The sequence below is a fragment of the Aminobacter carboxidus genome (assembly GCF_014863355.1).
In the GTDB taxonomy this organism is placed as follows: domain Bacteria; phylum Pseudomonadota; class Alphaproteobacteria; order Rhizobiales; family Rhizobiaceae; genus Aminobacter; species Aminobacter carboxidus.
Genome location: NZ_JACZEP010000008.1, coordinates 59,892 through 76,009, shown reverse-complemented (window position 1 = coordinate 76,009; position 16,118 = coordinate 59,892). Strand labels below are relative to the sequence as shown.

The 16,118-nt window shown below is 63.9% G+C and carries 11 protein-coding genes; 3 read left to right on the top strand and 8 right to left on the bottom strand.

The features are described 5' to 3' along the window. Window positions 1-43 precede the first annotated feature (43 nt). Window positions 44-658, top strand: coding sequence for a DUF922 domain-containing Zn-dependent protease (locus IHE39_RS22525; RefSeq protein WP_192568036.1), 615 nt, complete (start codon window positions 44-46; stop codon window positions 656-658). A gap of 20 nt (window positions 659-678) precedes the next feature. Here IHE39_RS22525 and IHE39_RS22520 read toward each other — a convergent pair whose 3' ends face one another. From IHE39_RS22520 to IHE39_RS22510, 3 genes are all read right to left on the bottom strand, one after another. Beyond that, window positions 679-1,707: an NAD(P)/FAD-dependent oxidoreductase gene (locus tag IHE39_RS22520; RefSeq protein WP_192568035.1), complete on the bottom strand. Its 1,029-nt coding sequence runs from the start codon at window positions 1,705-1,707 to the stop codon at window positions 679-681. 84 nt (window positions 1,708-1,791) lie between these two features. Continuing rightward, a complete protein-coding gene (locus IHE39_RS22515) occupies window positions 1,792-2,112 on the bottom strand; it encodes a 2Fe-2S iron-sulfur cluster-binding protein (RefSeq protein ID WP_192568034.1) in 321 nt (106 codons plus the stop codon). 150 nt (window positions 2,113-2,262) lie between these two features. Then, window positions 2,263-2,631, bottom strand: a complete 369-nt coding sequence (locus tag IHE39_RS22510) for an Hpt domain-containing protein (protein ID WP_192568033.1) — start codon at window positions 2,629-2,631, stop codon at window positions 2,263-2,265. A gap of 285 nt (window positions 2,632-2,916) precedes the next feature. On the opposite strand from IHE39_RS22510, the gene IHE39_RS22505 reads away from it, so the two are divergent. Next, window positions 2,917-9,456: a kinesin gene (locus IHE39_RS22505; protein WP_192568032.1), complete on the top strand. Its 6,540-nt coding sequence runs from the start codon at window positions 2,917-2,919 to the stop codon at window positions 9,454-9,456. A 320-nt stretch (window positions 9,457-9,776) separates the two neighbouring features. Here IHE39_RS22505 and IHE39_RS22500 read toward each other — a convergent pair whose 3' ends face one another. Genes IHE39_RS22500 through IHE39_RS22485 form a run of 4 tightly spaced genes read right to left on the bottom strand, consistent with a single transcriptional unit; the run spans window position 9,777 to window position 13,855 of the window. Continuing rightward, window positions 9,777-10,436: an ABC-type transport auxiliary lipoprotein family protein gene (locus IHE39_RS22500; protein ID WP_192568031.1), complete on the bottom strand. Its 660-nt coding sequence runs from the start codon at window positions 10,434-10,436 to the stop codon at window positions 9,777-9,779. Between the two features lie 20 nt (window positions 10,437-10,456). Further along, on the bottom strand, window positions 10,457-11,830 hold the full coding sequence (locus IHE39_RS22495) for an MlaD family protein (RefSeq protein ID WP_184767564.1): 1,374 nt from the start codon (window positions 11,828-11,830) through the stop codon (window positions 10,457-10,459). 14 nt (window positions 11,831-11,844) lie between these two features. Then, the gene (locus IHE39_RS22490) at window positions 11,845-12,666 is read right to left on the bottom strand and encodes an ABC transporter ATP-binding protein (RefSeq protein WP_192568030.1); all 822 of its coding nucleotides are present in this window, start codon (window positions 12,664-12,666) and stop codon (window positions 11,845-11,847) included. A 1-nt stretch (window position 12,667) separates the two neighbouring features. Then, the gene (locus IHE39_RS22485; protein WP_184767562.1) at window positions 12,668-13,855 is read right to left on the bottom strand and encodes an ABC transporter permease; all 1,188 of its coding nucleotides are present in this window, start codon (window positions 13,853-13,855) and stop codon (window positions 12,668-12,670) included. 77 nt (window positions 13,856-13,932) lie between these two features. Between IHE39_RS22485 and dgcA the strand changes: the two genes are divergently transcribed. Next, on the top strand, window positions 13,933-14,916 hold the full coding sequence (gene dgcA, locus IHE39_RS22480; protein ID WP_184767561.1) for an N-acetyl-D-Glu racemase DgcA: 984 nt from the start codon (window positions 13,933-13,935) through the stop codon (window positions 14,914-14,916). Here the strand turns inward: dgcA and IHE39_RS22475 are convergent. Next, window positions 14,878-16,098: an MFS transporter gene (locus IHE39_RS22475; protein WP_184767560.1), complete on the bottom strand. Its 1,221-nt coding sequence runs from the start codon at window positions 16,096-16,098 to the stop codon at window positions 14,878-14,880. The genes dgcA and IHE39_RS22475 overlap by 39 nt on opposite strands. Window positions 16,099-16,118 lie beyond the last annotated feature (20 nt).

Genomic DNA, 16,118 nt, shown 5'->3' with positions numbered 1-16,118 from the left:
CGCCGCCAACGCCCCTAACGCAAGGTAGGCCAAGAGGCAACTAATGAAGCAACTCTTCCTGGCCGCCCTACTCGCTGGAGGCATTTGCCTACCCGTTCAGGCGGCAACGGTGTCCAAATCCTACAGCTATTTCACCATTACCGGCAAAACGCTCGACGAGATCGAGCAGCAGCTGATGACGCGTGGCCCCGAGGTCAAGAGCACCGGCGGCAGGCATCCGGGCGCGACGCAAATGGAGTTCACCAGCCGCATCGGCTACGCCGAAGTCAAAGGTGGTTGCGCCATCGTCTCGGCTCAGGTCACCGTCAAGGCCAAGGTGATCCTGCCGCGCTGGCGCCAGAACGGCAAGGCAGCTCAGGACGTCAAGCTGATCTGGAACACGCTGTCCTCCGACATCAAGCGCCACGAGGAAAGCCACGTCGTCATTGCCAAGAACCACGCCCGCGAGCTGGAACAGGCGCTGAAGGCGATCGGCAAGCAGAAGAGCTGCGACGTCGCAGCATCCAAGGCCAAGGCGACGAGCAACCGCATCCTCAATGCCCATGACCGGGCACAGGAAGAATTCGACCGCATCGAAGGCATCAACTTCGAAAGCCGGATCGTCAGGCTGCTGCGCTACCGGCTGGAGCGCATCGACGCCGGCAAACTCAAGAACTGAGCAGCAGGCTCTTCTAGAGATCAGTCCGCAACGCCAAGCTTCTTGTGCAGGCTCGTCGACGACGTCGTGTACTGAAACACGATGCGCTCCTTGGGGCTGATGATGTGCTTGGCCGCCTGCGCCATCAGCGCGGCTTCATGAAAGCCCGACAGGATCAGCTTGAGCTTGCCCGGATACCAGTTGATGTCGCCGATGGCGAAAATGCCTGGCTCCGAGCTTTCGAACTTCTCGGTGTCGACCGGGATCTGGTTCTCATGAAGATTGAGCCCCCATTCGGCCACCGGCCCGAGCTTCATGGTCAGGCCGAAGAACGGCAGCAGCCGCGTGCACGAAACCTCGACGTCGCCTTCCGATCCCTTGACCGTGATCGAACGCAACTCACCGCCCTCGCCTGAAAGGCCCGAAACCTGGCCGATCACCAGATCGATCGCCCCGGCGTCGCGTAGCGCATGCATCTTGTTGACATTGTCGGGTGCCGCACGGAACTCCGGCCGGCGATGGATCAGGGTGACGCGTCTGGCGACGGGCTGGAGGTTGAGCGTCCAGTCGAGCGCGGAATCGCCGCCACCGACAATCACCACGTCATGGCCGCGAAAATCCTCGATGCGCCGCACGGCGTAACGGACGCTCGACGCTTCGTATTCTTCGATGCCGGGGATCGGGGGCCGCTTGGGCTGGAACGAACCGCCGCCGGCGGCAATCACCACCACCTTGGCGTCGAACACCTCGTTCTCGTCGGTAGCGACGCGGAAGCCGCCGCTCTCCAGGCGCTCCAGTCCAGTCACCATCCGGTTGAAGGTGAAGCCGGGCTTGAACGGCGCGATCTGCTGCAAAAGCTTATCGACGAGTTCCTGCGCGCCGATCACCGGATAACCGGGAATGTCGTAGATCGGCTTTTCCGGATAAAGTTCGGCGCATTGACCGCCGGGCCTGTCGAGAATGTCGATCAGCTGGCAGCGCATGTCGAACAGGCCGAGCTCGAACACCGCAAAAAGGCCGATCGGTCCGGCACCGATGATCAGGACGTCGGTTGTGGTGATGTCGCTCAAGGCCACCTCGCCGCTCACGCACGCATCTCAGGGAATGTGCATGACAACAGGTGTCATGCCAAGCGAGGCATTGGCCGGAGCGTCTTAGCCCTGGCGCTCGGGAATGGAGACGACCAGGCCATCAAGTTCGCCGCGAACCTTGATCTGGCACGAAAGGCGCGACGTCGGCCTGACCTCGTAGGCAAAGTCGAGCATGTCTTCTTCCATCGCCTCGGGCTCGCCAACGACCGAGGTCCAGGCGTCGTCGACATAGACATGGCAGGTCGCGCAGGCACAGGCGCCGCCACATTCCGCCTCGATGCCTGGCACGGCGTTGCGGATCGCGTTCTCCATCACCGTCGAGCCGTTTTCGGCCTCGACTTCGAAACGCGTGCCATCATGGGCGATATAGGTCAGCTTGGTCATGCTCGTTCCCGAAATAGGTCTCCCGGCAGATAATCACTCCACCGTGCGTGTCAACTGTCGTGCGATAGCGCCGCCGACTGTCGGATTTACAATGAGCAGCTGATAAATGTTACTGCGGCCATTGAACGCCCCCAAAAGGGACCAGGCGCATTAGCGGCTGATCGAGGCAATGAAGTCGCGTGCCTCGTCGATCAGGCGGGTTAGCCGCACGATCAGGGTGGCATTGTCCGGGTCCGTTTCAATCGCCGCAACGCAATCGGCGATGGGAAATGCACCGACGCCGCGCGCCGAACCCTTCAGCGCGTGGCACAGCATGAGGCGCTCGGCGAGATCTGCCCCGGCAATCGCATCGCGAACCGAAAGCGCCTGATGGACAAACATATCGAGCACTTCACGCTCGACATCGCGGTCGCCGATCGTCTGCCGGGAAAGATGTTCTAGGTCGATGGGACGGCCATGGACCGATACCGAAGATTCGCCACCCGGCATGCCGAAAGCCATCGAACCGATCTCGCGCATTACCATTTAGCCCATGCCCCGCCACTCGCCCTTGGGTTGGTAACCTAAGGTCTCCATGTGGATAACCCGTTAACCTGCCAAAGCCCGGAACCCTGCGGGATCGGGGCCAATAATCACTGCAGTGTTAACCTTATATTTAAACTTTTACGTATCGGGGCGAATGCATGTTTTCTTTACCCGTTTGTGTCACTACGATACGGGCGGTCCATATTGAGCCTCGGACGCGGTCAAAAATAGGACAAAAAGTCCAGAGATTCCGCGTCTTTAGTACAGGGTAGCGAAGGCATGGCGAAGAAATCCACTCCGACAAAGAACCTCGATCTCGACGTAGCCAAGGAGCTCGAGCAGGCGCTCGACCTCGACTTGAGCGGCGCCGATGACGGCGGCCTCGACATGGCCGCATCGATGGACGACCTCGAAGCACAGATTTCGCAGGCAGCCGAGGAATTGGCACGCGAAGGCCGCAAGCAAAAGCCTGCTGCTCCGAAAACCGAGCCCGCTTCGGTGGCACGCGTCGCCGAGCCGCCGACCCAGTTGCGCCCCGTCGAGACCCGCCCGCTGCAGCCCGAAGGCTTCAAGCCGGCGAACGACGATCGCGCCAAGGATTACAAATCGCTGCTGCACAGCCTCAACCGCCGGGCGTCCAGCACCATCTACTGGATGGTCGGGCTTGTTTCGGTTGCCTGGCTAGCCGGCGCCGTTGCCCTCGCCGACCGTATCGTCACCCCCAGCATTTGGACCATCCGCTCGTTCGACGACGCCTTGGCGCGTCCCGGCCTGCTGATGCTCGTCGTCGCCACCATCGTGCCGATCGCGCTGTTCTGGGCTTTTGCCGCGATGATCCGCCGCGCCCAGGAAATGCGCATTGCCGCGCAGTCGATGACCGAAGTCGCCTTCCGCCTCGCCGAGCCCGAAAACATGGCGCAGGACCGCGTCATGATGGTCGGCCAGGCCGTGCGCCGCGAAGTGGCTGCCATGGGCGAAGGCATCGAGCGCACGTTGGCTCGCGCTGTCGAGCTCGAAACGCTCGTCCACACCGAAGTCAATCAGATCGAGCGCTCCTATTCGGAAAACGCCGCCCGCATCCGTTCACTGGTCGATGGCCTCGGCAGCGAGCGCGAGGCCGTTGTCTCGCATGCGGAGCGCGTCCGCGCCTCGATCTCCGGCGCCCATGAGACGCTGCGCGACGAGCTCGGCTCGGCCAGCGACATCATCCGCGACAGCATCCTCAATGCCTCGACCAAGCTGTCGATGACGATCACCAATTCCGGCGACACGCTCATCGACCGCATCAACGAAGGCGGCATGGGTCTGTTCGAGGCGATCGACAACCGCATGGATTCGCTCAGCGACCGTCTGTCGACCTCGGGCGAAGCCTTCGCCAGCCTGCTAGACACGCGCATCGCCAAGCTGACGCAGAGCACCGACGAGGTGACCCGCTCGCTGACCGACCTGCTCGACAACCGCACCTCGGGCATGGTTTCGCTGCTCGGCGGCGCGGCCAAGACGATCAACTCCGAGTTCGAAGCCAGCCTGCATGGCATCGAACGCACGCTGGCCGAACGCGGCCAGGCATTGATCGGGGAATTCCAGACCCGCGCCGAAGCGCTCGACACCGGCACCGCCAAGCTCAATGCGGCGCTCGAAGCCCGCGCCCGCCAGATCAACGAGACGCTGGTCGAACGCGCCCGCGAAATCGCCACTACCTTCGTTCAGGGCCGCGACTCACTGTCGGCAATGATCGACCAGGGCAAGACCCAGATCGGCACCGATCTCGCCGACATCATCACCTCGACCTCGACGATGCTCGAATCGCGCGCCAGCGATTTCGCCGGCCGCATGGAAGCCGCCCGCCACCAGGTATCGCGCGCCTTCGACGGCGACATCCAGCGCCTCTCCGAGGCCCGCGTCGGTATCGAGCAGGCAGTGGAAGACCACACCACCAAGCTGTCCGAGGCCCGCGACCGCATGGCCGCAGCCCTTCGCGACGACCTCAGCAAGTTTGCCGAGGGCCGCGCCAGCATCGAGGCTGCCGTTGGCTTCCAGGTGCAGAAGCTCGCTGAAGGCCGCAGCCTCATCACGCGCGCTCTCGACGACGACATGCGCAAGCTCGACCAGTCGCGCCAGGCGATCGACGATACGCTCAGTGGCCAGTTCCGGCAGCTCGCCCAGGGCCGCGAACAGCTTGCCAAGGCGCTCGTTGAAGACTCCGAAAAACTCGTTCAAGCCCGTACGAACATTGATGAAATGGTCGCCGGCCACGTCGGTAAACTTGCCGAAGGCCGCAACATTCTTTCGCGTGCGCTGGAAGCCGATCTCGGCAAGCTCGCCGATAGCCGCACCAGCATCGATGGGCTCGTCGCCGGTCAGGTCGAAAAAATCGCCGAAGGCCGTGCCATCCTTGCCAATGCGCTCGAAACCGACCTCGCCGGCATCAAGGCACTGGTCGACGGCCATTCGTCCAAGATCGCGTCCGACCGCGCCGAGCTGTCGCGCAGCCTGGAAACCGACATCGCCAACGTCCATGGCCTGATCGAAGGCCATGCCGAGAAGCTTGCCGGCGAACGCACCCTGCTTTCGAAGACGCTGGAAACCGACCTTGCAAAGCTGGCCGACAGCCGCGCAAGCATCGATGGCCTCGTTGCCGGCCAGGTCGAGAAACTGGCCGAAGGCCGTGACATCCTCAAGCGTGCGCTTGAAAGCGACCTCGACAACGTCAAGGGCCTGGTGTCGAGCCATGCCGAGCGTCTGGTCGCCGAGCGCAGCACCTTGTCCAAGGCATTGGAAGACGACCTAGCCAAGCTGGCCGAAAGCCGCTCTGGCATCGACGGCCTCGTCGCCGGACAGGTCGAGAAGCTGGCCGAAGGCCGCGACATCCTCAAGCGCGCCCTCGAATCCGATCTCAACGCGATCCACAACACGATCACCTCGCAATCGGAAAAGCTTGCCGAGGACCGCGCCATGCTGTCGCGTTCGCTCGAGGCGGACCTCGACAGCGTCAAGGGCCTGGTGTCGAGCCATGCCGAGCGCCTGGTCGCCGAGCGTGGCACCTTGTCCAAGGCACTGGAAGACGATCTCGCCAAGCTGGCCGAAAGCCGCTCGGGCATCGACGGTCTCGTTGCTGGCCAGGTCGAGAAGCTGGCCGAAGGCCGCGACATCCTCAAGCGCGCCCTCGAGGCCGATCTCAACGCCATTCGCAGCACCATCGGATCGCAGTCGGAAAAGCTCGCCGAAGACCGCGCTATGCTGGCTCGTTCGCTCGAAGCCGACCTCGACAGCGTCAAGGGCCTCGTTTCGAGCCACGCCGAGCGTCTGGTCGCAGAGCGCAGCACCTTGTCCATGGCACTCGAAGACGACCTCGCCAAGCTGGCTGAAAGCCGCTCGGGCATTGACGGTCTCGTCGCCGGTCAGGTCGAGAAGCTGGCCGAAGGCCGCGACATCCTGCGCCGCGCTCTCGAAGCCGACCTCGCCAAGATCGACGGCATGATGCTCGGCCAGGTCGACAAGCTGGCCGCCGGCCGCGACACGCTGACTAAGGCGCTCGAAGCCGACCTCGCCATGCTGAACGACAGCCGTGCGAGCATCGACAATATCGTTGCCGGCCACGTCGGCAAGCTCGCCGAAGGCCGCGAAACGATGGCCCGTGCGCTCGACGAGGATCTCGGCAAGCTCAGCGAAGCCCGCCGCGACATCGACCTCGCCATCTCGGGTCACATCGACCAGATCGCCGCGCGCCGTGTCGACATCTCCGACGCGATTGCTGGTGACATCGAAAAGATCGAGGAAACCTTCCGCCGCCAGACCGGCGTGATCGAAGAGCGCACCGGCACGATGGAACGCGCGCTGTCGCTGGGTGTCGACAATGTCCGCGGCGTGCTTGAGAAGAGTGCCGTCTTCGTTGCCGGCGCCTTGCGCGAAAAGGTCATGGAAGTGACTGCAGCCCTCAATGAAGAGGCAGGCAAGGCCTTCAGCGACGCCGACCGCGTCATTGCCGAGCGCGCCGAGCAGACGTCGAGCGCCCTGCTCGCCCGTGCTGAAGACATTTCGCGTGCCTTCGAAGAAGCCGACCGTCGCCTCGCCGCTCGCGCCGACGAGACGTCGAACGCGCTGCTGGCGCGTGCCGAAGAGACCGCCGACACGCTGTCGGCCAAGGCAGGCGAGATCGCCAACACCTTCGACGCCGCCGACCGCTCGCTCATCGCCCGCGCCATCGAAACCGCGGACGCATTGTCGGCCCGCGCCGGCGACATCCTGCGCAACTTCGACACCGCCGACGAACGCTTGGGCATGCGCATCGGCGAATCCGCCGACGCCCTTGCCGCCCGCGCCTCCGAACTCGGCCGCATCTTCGATACCGCCGACGAAAAGCTCGCCGCCCGCATCGCCGAAGGCGCGGATTCGCTCGGCAGCCGAGCCGGCGAACTCAGCCGCATCTTTGATGCAGCCGACGAACGCATCGCGGCCCGCGTCGCCGACAGCTCGGCAACGCTCGGCAGCCGTGCCGGCGAGATCGTCCGCAACTTCGAGGAAGCCGACGAACGCCTTGCCGCACGTGCAGCCCAGACAGCAGACACGCTCGCCGGCCGCGCCGCCGAAATCGGCCGGACCTTCGAGGAAGCCGACGGCAGGATCGCCGCCCGCGTCGACCAGACATCGGAAACTCTTATGGGCCGCGCTGCCGAAATCAGCCGCGCCTTCGAGGAAGCCGATGGCCGCATCGCCGCGCGCGTCGACCAGACCTCCGAGGCACTGCTCGGCCGCGCTTCGGAAATCGGCCAGGCCTTCGACGAAGCCGGCAGGCAGCTTGCGGCCCGCGTCACCGAGAGCACTTCGGGCATCGGCGAGCATGCGGCACTGATTGCCAGCGCCTTCAACGAAACCGAACAGCGCGTCGTTGCCCGCGCCCATCGCACCTCGGCCGATCTCGATGCCCGCGCCCGCGCCATCGAAGAGACGCTGGCCAATGTCGATGAGCGCCTGGCTGCCGGCGCCGAGGGCGTTGCCGCTCGCATCGGCGAACATCTGTCGAGCGCCGAAAACCGTCTCGCATACGGTGCGGAATCGATGGGCCAGAGGCTCTCCGAGCAGGTTTCGCAGGCGGAGGCACAGCTTGTCGCCCGCGCCAATGTGATCGCCGAGACCTTCACCGCCGTCGGCCAGCATATCGGCCAGAGCACCAACGAAGCCGCCCGCACCATCGGCTCCAACACGCGTGAACTCAACGCAATGCTGACCGAACGCTCGAACGAGATCGCCAAGATCCTCGACGAGACGGCGCGTCCGTTGGTCGACCGCTTCGCCGAAAGCGGCACCGAGCTGCACCGCTCGATGGAAGAAGCAACCGCGCGTGCCACCGAAAAGCTGCGTTCGGAGAACGCCGCTCTCGTCGACGCGCTTGCCAGCCGCACAGCGGAGACCCTGTCTGCCGTCGACGGCGCACGTTCGACGCTCGCCGAAAGCGTCGCCGACCTGATCGGCCGCATGACCACGTCGAGCGCGCAGCTCGGCAACCTCATCGACCAGGCGACCGCAAACCTTGCCAATGTCGACGAGCGCTTGACCAGCAGCACCTCCAACTTCGCCAACACCACCGAGAAGGCTGCTCAGACCTTCTCGAGCGCTGCCCGCCTGGTCGACTCCAACACCAACCGCCTGACCGACCTGTCATCGACGACGCTGCGCGAAGTGGCCTCCATCGCCACCAAATTCGACGAACACAGCCGCCTGCTGTCGAGCGCTTCCAACCTGCTGTCCTCGGCGCAGAGCAACCTCGAGCACACGCTCGAGCGCCAGTCGTCGCTGGAGGACCTCGCGGTTGGCCTGGTCAAGAAGTCCGAAGACCTCGAACGCGTCATGCAGTCGTTCGAGCACCTCGTCGGCCAGACGCTGGAAAACGCCGAAGGCAAGACATTGGCCTCGGCGGACAAGATTCGCGCGGCGATCTCCGACGTCGTCGAGACCGCGACCAAGCGCTTCGCCGACGCCACCGAAGACATGCGCCGCACAGCTGGCTCGATCAAGTCCGAGCTCGAAAGCACCCGTGCCGAGCTCAAGAAGGGCGTGCTCGACATGCCAGAAGAGGCCAAGGAATCGACAACGGCCATCCGCCGCGCGGTTTCAGAACAGATCAACGCACTCAAGGAGTTGTCTGCGATCGTTGCCAAGTCGGGCCGCGGCGTCGACGTCTCTGACGCCTCGCTGCGTGCTCCACAGGCACAGCCGCCTCGCCGTCCGGCGGCACCCCAGCCCGAGCGCCCAGCTCCGGCACCGCTCGCCGGCACGTCCTTGCGCGGCACGCTCGACATAGAACGCCCGGCCCCGGCAGCGCCGCAGCAGCCGGCGCGTGAACAGGCCAGCCGTGGCGGCCAACAGCAGGGCGGCTGGGTCCGCGACCTGTTGACCGGCGCTTCACGTGAGGAACAGCCGGCCCGCACGGGTCAGGCCGAACCGCGCGTCGTGCAGGCCCAGCGTTCGCCGTTGCATGTCGTTGAGTCGCTCAACTCGCTGTCGGTCGACATCGCGCGCGCCATCGACCATGACGCCTCGATCGAGCTCTGGGATCGCTATCGCCGCGGCGAGCGCGATGTCTTCACCCGCCGGCTCTACACGCTGAAAGGTCAGCAGACCTTCGACGAGATTCGCCGCAAGTATCAGTCGGATGGCGAGTTCCGCTCGGCCGTCGACCGCTATTGCGACGATTTCGAGAAGCTTCTGAAGGACGTCTCGCGCAATGACCGCGACAGCATCATGACCAAAACCTACCTGACCTCTGATACCGGCAAGGTCTACACCATGCTGGCGCACGCGGCAGGCCGCCTGAAGTAAGGCTGACCGCGGCCCGTAGGGCAACAAGTAGATAAGGCAGCAGGTAGCCACCTGCTGCCTTTTTTGCTGTCTGCGTCCACGGATTGCGATGCTCTTGGGGTCGCGCACAAGGGCCCCGCTTCGACGCCAATGGACGGCGAAAGTACGAGAGCGCAACCGGGCAATCTTGGAAGGTGTCTAAGTCTCGTGGCCAGTACCACGATCCCGCCAGCGGGCAGGCAAAAGTGCGAGCCGAGCCAGGCAGCCAATGGCCCTTGCAGGGCGAGCGGCGTTCGGAGTTCAGGGCATACTGCCCTACTGCCCCATTCCCTACTGACCTGTCAGATCAGCGTCTCGGTCCATTTGACGATTTCGGTCGCTGCCTGGCCGAACGCCCCATCGAGGGCCGCCGCATAGGCATCGTTGCCGCTGCCGGAAACCGGCGCGCTGGTCGTGAAGACGCGCGAGGCGCGCACCTGGCCATTGCGGTCGTTGAGGAGCCTGACGAACAACTCGACCTCGGCGCGCTCGCTAGCGCCGACCTTGATCTCGAAACTGCGCAGCTCGACGATGACCTGGTAGTCGATCGCAAGGCCCTCGCCCGGCTTGCCGACGCCGATGTAGCCACCGGCGCGCTGGAAGGTCTCGGCAAGCCGTGCCTGGACGATGCGCGGCAGCCTGTCCGACCACTGCGCGCCCTTGAGGAACTGGATCGAACCGGGTGACGGCTTGATGACGATGCTCTGGCCGTCGAGCGACTTGAGCGCCGAAGGTTCGGCAATGAGTATCTGGCGGCGGCTTGGGCCGTTGCGGCCGTCGACCGCTGGCGCGCTCAGTTCGTAGGTGTCGAGCGGCGGCGGCGTGCTGACGAACAAGGAGGTGCAGCCGGACAGCGCAAGCGCCACTGCGGTCAGCAGCAAAGTAGATCTAGCAGCCTTCACGTGTTGTCCCCGGACAAGACTCTCTCGCGCCGTGCGCGAACCACCCTCATCTACTGTCATGGTGTGGCGTGCCGGCGATGTCAACGACGCACCCGTCCATCGAATTCGCGTACGCTTCCCTCGCCACCGGTGATGATGCGTTGCGGATTGCGCTCCAGGTCGGAAATCGCCTGCTCGATGCGGCCGATCGAGCGCCGGGAGTCCTGCACCAGCGCGTCGACATCGCGCAGCCCCTGTCCGGAAAAGCGCGACAGTCCGTCCATGATGGTCGTGAGCCGCGAATTCAGCGTATCGGCTACCTGCTTGAATGATTTCAACGTCGCGCTGGCATCGGACATGACGCCCTCCGCCTCGCCCGAACCGAGCAGCTTGTCGACCTTGGCCATGACGCCATCGACGCGCACCGACGCCTGATTGAGGCGTGACGTCAGTTGCTTGGCGTCCGAGATCATCTGGTCGATGTCGTCGGCGCGGTTGCCAAACTTGTCAGTGACCTTGGCGACGTCGGCTGCTGCCTTGTTGGCGTTTTCGCTGGCCTTGCGGATGTTGTCGAGCGATTCGCGTACGCCTTCGGCATCGACGCCTTCGAGCACGCCGTCGACCTTGGAAAGCGTCTGCTGGGTCTTCTGGGCGAAATCATTGATCGAAGCGACGGCGGTGTTGACGCCCTTGACGATGCCGTCGAGCTGGTCGCTCTGGGCGCTGAGGTTCTTGGTGAAGGTGTCCACGCTGGCGACGATGTTCTTGACCTTGTCGCGGTCGACCGACTTGAGCAGGCCTTCCGCCGCCTCGATCGTACCGTCAAGCTTGCCCGAAACCGCCGACAGTTGCTCGGAAAGCGTGCTGACGCTTGCCAGGAACTTGTCGACGCCATCGGCATTGCGCGCCAGCGACTCGGAGAATTTCTGGGCGTTGCCGACGGTCTCGGTGAGCGGTCCACGGACGTCGTTGGTGAAGCCTTCAAGATTGTTCAGTACGGCGTCGGCGCGCTTGAAGATGTCCTGCGCGGTCTGGAGCAGGTTGGTCACCGCGGATGGATTGGCGACGATCTCGGCGATCTTGCCCTCCGCCTCGGCCTGATCGAGCAAATTGGGTTCCTTGATGCTGGCACCCTTGAGCTCGATGTTGGCCTGGCCTGTGAGGCCGGCCAGGCCGATGTCCGCCTGTGTCGACTGCGTGATCGGCGTCAGCTTGTCGATCTCGGCGTCTGCAATCGCCACCTGAGGATTGGTAACGTCGAGATAGACCCGCCTGACATCGCCGACCTTGACGCCGTTGAACAAAACAAAACTACCCCTGGCCAGGCCCGAGGCAGAGCCGGGAATGCGCACACGCAACGTCGCCGTCTCGCCACGTTCACCGATTGCCGCTGTCCAGTAGACGAACGCAAAGGCGGCCAGAATGGCGAACAGCGTGAAGATGCCGACAATGACGTAGTTGGCCCTGGTCTCCATCACATCATTCCATTCTATGCCCTTGCGGCAAGATCAAGCTGCCGCGCACGTTTTCCGCGGAAATACGACCTTACCCACGGCTCTTCACTCTTCAGCATGTCTTCGATCGTGCCTTCGACGAGCACCTTCTTGTTACCCAGCACCGCGACCCGGTCACAGACCGAAAACAGGCTGTCGAGATCGTGGGTGACCATGTAGACGGTCAGTCCCATCGTATCGCGCATCTTGCCGACCAGTTCGTCGAACTCGGCGGCACCGATCGGGTCGAGACCCGATGTCGGCTCGTCGAGGAAGACGATATCGGGGTCGAGCGCCAGCGCTCGCGCCAGTGCCGCGCGCTTGATCATGCCGCCGGAAAGCTCGGAGGGAAATTTGCGCGCCGCGTCCGGCGGCAGGCCGACCAACTCGATCTTGAGCATGGCAAGTTCGTCCATCAGCTGCTTCGGCAGGTCGAGATACTCACGCATGGGCACCTGCACGTTCTCCATGACCGTCAGCGCCGAAAACAACGCACCATGCTGAAACAGCATGCCGAGCCGCATGTCGATCCTGAGCCGCTCTTCCTCGCTGGCCTGCTCGAGATCGACGCCGAACAGCTCGATCGTGCCGGATTGCTTGCGGATCAGGCCAAGGACCGTGCGCAACAGCACCGACTTGCCGGCGCCCGAAGCGCCGACGAAGCCGAGAATCTCGCCGCGCCTGATGTCCAGGTCGAGATCTTCGAGAATGACCTTGTCGCCAAAGGCCACCGTCAGGTCGCGCACCGAAAGCACCACCTCGCCGCGCGTTTCCGCGCCGCGGCTTTCCAATTGAATGGTCTTTGTCCGGCTTGCCATGTCAGAAGTTGATCGCTGCGTAGAACATGGCAAACAGGCCATCAAGGATGATGACGACGAAGATCGCCTTGACCACCGACGCGGTGACATGGAGACCAAGCGATTCAGCGCTGCCGCCGACCTTCATGCCCTCGACGGAGGCGATAGTGCCGATGATCAGCGCCATGAACGGCGCCTTGATCAGGCCCGCGGAGATGGTGCTGAGGTCGATCGCCAGGCGCAGGCGATCGATGAAGGCAGCCGGCGGAATGTCGGAATAAAGCCAGGCTGCAAGAATTCCACCGCCAAGGGCGGCGAAGTTGGCAATGATGGTGAGGCACGGCAGCGCAATCACCAGGGCCACGAGCCTGGGAAAGACCAGCACGCCGATGGGATTGAGCCCGATCACCGTCAGCGCGTCGACCTCTTCGCGCATCTTCATCGAGCCGATTTCGGCGGTGATGGCGCTGCCGGAGCGGCCGGCGATCATGATCGCGGTCATCAGCACGCCGAGTTCGCGCAGCACCAGCACACCGACCAGGTCGACAACGAAGATGTCGGCGCCGAAATAGGCAAGCTGATAGGCGCCCTGCTGGGCAACGATGGCGCCGACGATCGCCGACATCAGCACGACGACGGGAATGGCGCCGACGCCCATGCGGTCGATCTGGTTGAAGATCGCGGCAGGGTTGACCGCATGACCGCGGCCAAGCTTCATCTGGGCGCCGCGAATTGTCGCGCCGAGGATGTTCATCGAGGCCAGGAAATCGTCGCGCATCTCATAGACGCGGCGACCGACAGCCTCAAGCATGCGCATGATGATGTTGGGCGGTCCAGCGGGAGCAGATTCGCCTTCGCGCCGGACGGCCTCGCCGACTGCGCCGAGCAGGATCTTGGCCACCTCGCTGCGGCCTTCCATCCTCACCTCGACGCCCTTCTTCTCATTGGCGTTTACGAGCCTGTCGATGACCCAGGCGCCGGCGGTGTCCATCTTCTCGATGCCGCTGAGGTCGAGCGCCAGCGTCTTGAAGCCGTCGCGGGCTTCGATCTTGCGCATTTCGGCATCGACGAAGGCAACGGTACGGGTGGTCCAGATACCGGTGAACACACAGGCGAGCACGCCTTCGCGCTCCGCCACAGCAACCTGTGGTCGGTGATCTCGGCCGTCGGCTGCCCCGCCGCTTGCTTCCCGTTTGCCGATGGTCAACATGGCACACTACTTAACGTGTCGGCTGCGGCATGTCGATTTTCGCAGCCATGCCAAGCAGTTGAATGGAGCAGATTTTCATGAGGCGTGTCCTTTCGGTCGTTGACGAGCGTTTTCCCATCGCCGGAACGTTCACCATCTCCCGCGGTTCCAAGACCGAGGCCGAGGTCATCACCTGTGAAATCGCCGAATCAGGCGTCATCGGACGTGGCGAGTGCGTGCCCTACAAGCGCTATGGCGAGACCATGGCTGGTGTGGCCGAGGCGATCAAACACGCGCGCCGCGCCATCGAGGATGGGGCTTCGCGCATCGATCTGCTGACGCTGATGTCGGCGGGTGCGGCGCGCAATGCCGTCGATTGTGCGCTGTGGGACCTGGAAGCGAAGTTGAGCGGCGTGCCGGTCAAGGACAGGCTCGGCATATCGGCGCCACTAGCGCTTGAGACTGCCTACACCCTGTCACTCGGCGAACCCGAGGCGATGGCAGCCCAGGCACGCGCCAATGCGGCGCGGCCGCTGCTCAAGGTCAAGATCGGCGGCGACAACGACATCGCCCGCATCCGCGCCGTGACTGAAGCCGCCCCCGACAGCCGCATCATCCTCGACGCCAACGAAGGCTGGACCGATGCCAACATCGCCGAGAACCTTGCCGCCGCCGCCCAGCTCGGCATCGCGCTGATCGAACAGCCGCTGCCCGCCGGCGCCGACCAGATCCTCGGCCGCATCCCGCATCCGGTGCCGATCTGCGCCGACGAGAGCGTCCACGTCGCCGCCGATCTCGCCGCGCTCAAGGGCCGCTACGACGCCGTCAACATCAAGCTCGACAAGTCGGGAGGCCTGACGGCGGCACTCGAACTGCGCGACCAGGCTCGCGCGCTTGGATTCCAGCTGATGGTCGGCTGCATGGTCGGCACCTCGCTCGCCATGGCGCCGGCGGTACTGCTTGCCCAGGGGGCCGAATTCGTCGACCTCGACGGCCCGCTGCTGCTGGCGCGTGACCGCTCGCCGGGGCTTGTCTACGAGGGTTCAATGGTGTCGCCGCCCCTGCCCGAGCTTTGGGGCTGAGCGGGACGCCAGCACCACAAGCACAATGGCGCAAGCAGCCACCGCTGCCATGAAATAGAAGCCGTCGACGCCAAACCGTTGGTAGAGCGGACCCGACAGCAAAGTCACGATCGCCATCGACATGCCGTTGGCGAAGTAGGCGACGCCCTGTGCAGCACCGGTGTGCTCTTCCGGAACCGACTCGGCGATGAGCTTCTGCACGCCGATCAGCACCAGTGCTGTCGACACCGCGTGAAGGCTTTGAACTGCAAAGAAGCCTGCTACCCCCAGGCCAAGCGGCCAGATCAACGGATATGCGATCCACCGAACGATAGCGCCCGCACCGGCCAGCACGAGCACCAGTGCTGTCGACCTCGAGCCGAACAGCCGGGTGAAGAACATGAACATGACGATTTCGGCCGCCACGCCCCAGCTCCACAACAGCCCGACCACCGTTTCGTTGATGCCCAGCGATTTCCAGTAGATCGATACGAAGCCATAAAGGAAGCCGTGGCTGCCGATGATCACGCCGGTGCCACCGGCCATCAGCAGGAAGTAGCGATTGAACAGCTTCGGGGCGGCCTGCATGTCAGTCGCCGCGAGTGGCGAAGCCTTGCGCGGTCGACCAAGGCGCGGCGAGATGAACGACATCAGGAAGCAGCCGAGCAGGCCGATCGAAATGATCGCCGGCACTGCGTCCGCACCGGTCAGCGACAGGATGAACCCCGCCCCAAGGCTGCCGGCGAGAAAGGCGATCGACCCCCAGATGCGCATCGCCGCATAGTCGGAGCCGAAGCGGCGGACACCCGATAGCGCGAGGGAATCGGCGATCGGCGAATGTGGCGTCCACACCACCGCCAGCGCCAGCGAGACGGCCAGGACGATGAGGTAGGTCGGATCGAGGAAATAGCCGAGCGACAACAGCAAGGACGACGCGGCCAGGAAAATGAAGACGTTGGCGCGATCCCTTGCCCGATCGGCCATGGCGGCGATCAAAGGCGTGGTGATGACGCGCAGGAACATCGGCGCCGACAAAACGATGGAGATCTGCTCGGGGTCGAACCCCTTGGCTTCCAGCCACAGCGGAAAATACGGCAGATGCACGCCCATCGGCACGAAAAGGGCCGCGAAAAGCAGGGAGATTCGCAACTCAAAGCGTCGCGGCTTGACCTGCTGTTCTGGCGTGAGTGGAGGCAATGTCATGGTGGGTAAGGGTGTCCGGG

What these genes read in the sequence shown, in the direction of transcription:
- dgcA (WP_184767561.1), top strand. Translation starts at nt 13,933, where the DNA reads ATGAGGCGTGTCCTTTCGGTCGTTGACGAGCGTTTTCCCATCGCCGGA.
- IHE39_RS22485 (WP_184767562.1), bottom strand. Translation starts at nt 13,855, where the DNA reads ATGTTGACCATCGGCAAACGGGAAGCAAGCGGCGGGGCAGCCGACGGC.
- IHE39_RS22490 (WP_192568030.1), bottom strand. Translation starts at nt 12,666, where the DNA reads ATGGCAAGCCGGACAAAGACCATTCAATTGGAAAGCCGCGGCGCGGAA.
- IHE39_RS22500 (WP_192568031.1), bottom strand. Translation starts at nt 10,436, where the DNA reads ATGACAGTAGATGAGGGTGGTTCGCGCACGGCGCGAGAGAGTCTTGTC.
- IHE39_RS22525 (WP_192568036.1), top strand. Translation starts at nt 44, where the DNA reads ATGAAGCAACTCTTCCTGGCCGCCCTACTCGCTGGAGGCATTTGCCTA.
- IHE39_RS22510 (WP_192568033.1), bottom strand. Translation starts at nt 2,631, where the DNA reads ATGCGCGAGATCGGTTCGATGGCTTTCGGCATGCCGGGTGGCGAATCT.
- IHE39_RS22515 (WP_192568034.1), bottom strand. Translation starts at nt 2,112, where the DNA reads ATGACCAAGCTGACCTATATCGCCCATGATGGCACGCGTTTCGAAGTC.
- IHE39_RS22505 (WP_192568032.1), top strand. Translation starts at nt 2,917, where the DNA reads ATGGCGAAGAAATCCACTCCGACAAAGAACCTCGATCTCGACGTAGCC.
- IHE39_RS22475 (WP_184767560.1), bottom strand. Translation starts at nt 16,098, where the DNA reads ATGACATTGCCTCCACTCACGCCAGAACAGCAGGTCAAGCCGCGACGC.
- IHE39_RS22495 (WP_184767564.1), bottom strand. Translation starts at nt 11,830, where the DNA reads ATGGAGACCAGGGCCAACTACGTCATTGTCGGCATCTTCACGCTGTTC.